Source organism: Vibrio sp. 10N.222.48.A3, assembly GCF_041475345.1.
GTDB classification, from domain to species: Bacteria; Pseudomonadota; Gammaproteobacteria; order Enterobacterales; family Vibrionaceae; genus Vibrio; species Vibrio tasmaniensis_A.
Genome location: NZ_JBFRVX010001185.1, coordinates 1 through 3563 on the forward strand (window position 1 = coordinate 1; position 3563 = coordinate 3563).

The 3563-nt window shown below is 43.7% G+C and carries 4 protein-coding genes; 2 read left to right on the forward strand and 2 right to left on the reverse strand.

Annotated features, from left to right (window positions below; translation table 11 throughout):
* A partial coding sequence (gene purT / locus AB4653_RS24845) for a formate-dependent phosphoribosylglycinamide formyltransferase (protein WP_372105563.1) occupies positions 1 to 799 on the forward strand: 799 nt, incomplete at its 5' end.
* Positions 800 to 1001: 202 nt separating this feature from the next.
* On the opposite strand, the gene AB4653_RS24850 is transcribed toward purT, so the two are convergent.
* Entirely contained in the window at positions 1002 to 1655 is a 654-nt protein-coding gene (locus AB4653_RS24850; RefSeq protein WP_017099724.1) for a thiopurine S-methyltransferase, read from the reverse strand.
* A gap of 323 nt (positions 1656 to 1978) precedes the next feature.
* Here AB4653_RS24850 and AB4653_RS24855 point away from each other — a divergent pair, with 323 nt between their 5' ends.
* Positions 1979 to 2755, forward strand: a complete 777-nt coding sequence (locus AB4653_RS24855; protein WP_017059130.1) for a RelA/SpoT domain-containing protein — start codon at positions 1979 to 1981, stop codon at positions 2753 to 2755.
* Positions 2756 to 3024: 269 nt separating this feature from the next.
* Here AB4653_RS24855 and ihfA read toward each other — a convergent pair whose 3' ends face one another.
* Positions 3025 to 3321: an integration host factor subunit alpha gene (ihfA, locus tag AB4653_RS24860; RefSeq protein ID WP_004734853.1), complete on the reverse strand. Its 297-nt coding sequence runs from the start codon at positions 3319 to 3321 to the stop codon at positions 3025 to 3027.
* Positions 3322 to 3563 lie beyond the last annotated feature (242 nt).

The following is a 3563-nucleotide window of genomic DNA, read 5'->3' on the forward strand; positions in this document are numbered from 1 at the left end:
CACTTCTCCTTACCGCTTTGCAGACACCTTTGAAGACTTCGCTGCCGCTATTGAATTCGTGGGAATGCCTTGCGTTGTTAAGCCAGTAATGAGCTCTTCAGGTAAAGGCCAAAGCGTTATCAAAACAGAGGAAGACATTCAAAAGTCTTGGGACTACGCACAAGAAGGCGGTCGTACTGGCGCGGGTCGCGTAATCGTTGAAGGCTTCATCGACTTTGATTACGAAATTACGCTACTTACCGTTCGCGCAGTCGACGGTGTGCATTTCTGTGCGCCTATCGGTCACCGCCAAGAAGATGGTGATTACCGTGAGTCTTGGCAGCCACAAGTCATGTCAGACAACGCACTTAAAACAGCGCAATACACCGCTGAACAAGTGGTTAATGCACTAGGTGGTCACGGTATCTTTGGTGTCGAGCTGTTTGTTAAAGGCGATCACGTTATCTTCAACGAAGTATCCCCTCGCCCACACGATACTGGCTTAGTGACTCTTATGTCTCAAGACTCATCGGAATTCGCACTGCACGTACGCGCGTTTACCGGTATGCCGATCAAATCCATCACGCAATACGGTCCATGTGCATCAGCGGTTATTCTGGGCCAAGGCACTTCAACCAACATTCGTTTTGAAGGTCTTACAGAGGCGCTAGACGCACCACAAACGCAAGTTCGCTTGTTTGGTAAACCTGATATCGATGGTCGCCGTCGTCTAGGTGTTGCGCTGACTCGTCGCAACAGCACTGAGACTGCGATTGAAGATGCAATTGAGAGCGCGTCCAAAGTAAAAGTGATTTACTAGCTGTTAATTACCATTTTCTAGCTAATGACAACTAGACTACTAATTGGTAACGACTAACTCAGATCTGAACCATTACGTTCTCGCATCTGAACAATCACGACTTCAAATCTGAACAATAAAAAAGACGGGCGATCGAGCCCGTCTTTTTGTTGGTGTTATCTTTTTTATTGAAGCGGTTTTTTCGCTAGAGAGCTCACTGCGCTTAAGCGTCTGACTCAATCAAGTACACTTCTTCACTGAATCGAGACAAGCCTTTTTTGGCAATCTTCGGATGTTCATCGTCTGCAATATCTTGATTCAACAATGTGATTTTGTATCCCGCGAACAACTGACCAATCTCTAGTTTAGGTACGCTAAACGGAGGCCCTGCCATCTCGCTTTGGTCGTAATCCAGAGTCACTAGAAGGATCTTACCACCCGGTTTCAGTCGTTGTTTCAAACGCTCTACATACTGCATTCGCATCTCTTCAGGCAATGCGACTAAAGACGCGCGATCGTAAATGGTATCGACAGGCTGGATTGGCGCTGAGAAGTAATCGCCCGTGTAGATGTTCAGTTCATCGAATTGATACAGCTCGTGCTGACCACTGATTTGAGTCACAGTCGGGGTGTAAAGGTGCTCTGCAAAAAATGCGCGAACCGCAATCTGACTTAACTCGACACCTTGAACATCTTCATGCTTTGAAGCTAGCCAAATCAGATCTTCACTTTTGCCACAAAGTGGAACAAACACACTCTTCTCGTAGCTAGGCTCAGTCTTTTCCCAAAATTTAATCAGAAGTGGGTTTACATCTTCGAGGTGGAAACCAATTTGGTTGGCTGCCCATTTATTGTGCCAAAATTCAGGATTATTCATCTTTCGTTCATGTTAAACAGTCATAATGCAAGGGTACAGTATAGAGAGGTAAGAGCAACCTTAGCTTGGTTTAAAGTACCAAATTGGTTTCGATGAAATCAGAAACTGGCTAAGTTCAAAGTTCTAATAATTGCGGAACTAACGGTTGGATTATTTGTCTATATCTTCACATTTTAAAGCAATATTAAACGTTAGAGTTGGTTTCTGTCTTAGCTAGCCCCATTTAATATGTAGTGAGTTTAGTTAAGCTGTTTTTACTCTTGTGCGTTACTGGTTACCCCTTTTAACTATCCGTTTTTGTAACCTTGTATTTTGGAGTTTGAATGAGTGTATTTCTCCGTACGACGGCCCTAATGCTATTGGTATTGAGCCGAGCGCCTGCATTCGCAGCAGCACCTGTTTCAACAAGTTCGACTGATCAAACGCGCACCCCTGCGCAAAACCAAGTTTCATCAAACGTATTCCGTCATAGTTTGAGCGGCCTTTACGGCATCAAAGCCTTCGACTCACGCCCGACTCAGCCTTACACCGACTTCGATATTCTGTACAGCAAAGCGCATCAAGGCCAAGCTGAACTAGAAACTATCTGTAAAAGTACTGCCCTACTCACCAATTCTGAAGCGCTATTTGCTGGCGTTAAATCTCAAGCTCGTGCAGAAGAAAAAATCGCCCTTGAGCTTGATGGTGATGTAACAAAAATTACCGACTTAGCCCGTGCAACTATCATCGCGAACGATGTAGAAAGCTTGGTTGAAGTTTACGAAGCGCTAAGCCGTGAAGCAGACGTTGTTAAGCTGAAAAACAAGTTTAAGTCACCAGCCGATTCTGGCTACCGTGACCTTAACTTGTTGGTTCGTTTACCTAAAACCAACATCATTGCAGAGGTTCAACTTCACTTGAAAGCGATTGCTGATGTGAAAAGTGGCCCTGAGCACGAACTCTACGAAATCATCCAAGGCATTGAGCGTCACGCAATTGCAGAACATCGCCCAATCAATGACATTGAAGCGGCACAAATCAATAGCCTAAGACGCCAATCTTTAGAGCTTTACCAACAAGCATGGCAACCGTACATTACCACGCACATTAAAGCGGCATAAACGCTTACCATAAACAAGAACGACAAAGGGCTGCATAATCGCAGCCCTTTCTTTTTATTAGTGCTCTCGCGTTGCTTTCATTAGTTCATTAGTTCATTACTATCAGAAAACAAAATATAGGGATGTCACTATTAGTAGTTAACGAGAAGGGTAGCTAAGAAAAGAGAGTCAGGTGATACCACTAAGAGAAACTAGTGACAAGACAGTCAGCAAATGATGCATAAGACGTAGATACAAAAAGACCACGCTAGGCGTGGTCTATTGCTTGGCTACTTCTCGATTTTAATATTTTCGACTCGGGCCTTTAGTTTTTGTCCCGGTCTAAAAGTAACAACACGTCGAGCAGAAATTGGAATGTCTTCACCAGTTTTCGGGTTACGACCAGGTCGCTCGTTTTTCTCACGAAGATCAAAGTTACCAAAACCAGACAGTTTTACCTGTTCGCCATTTTCAAGTGCCTTACGAACTTCTTCGAAAAACACTTCAACCGTTTCCTTGGCATCCCGCTTGCTGTATCCGAGTGTTTCAAACAGGTTCTCAGCCAAATCGGCTTTAGTGAGTGCCATAAAACTTTCCTCAAAGCTATGTTATACATTGCTACCATCTTCAGTAGCGCCAAAGCATTTACCCTATTCAATCAATGAGATAAGGTCATTTACAAGGAAAGTGTATGCCAAGCTTCTGATTTTCGCCAACTTTTTTATCTCATCAATTTAATTATTCTTTCAAATCAGGAAGATAACTCCCTTGCAAAGTCACATATATAGCTAAAAAACACCTAGCCAACAGGTACGATGTGATATTATAT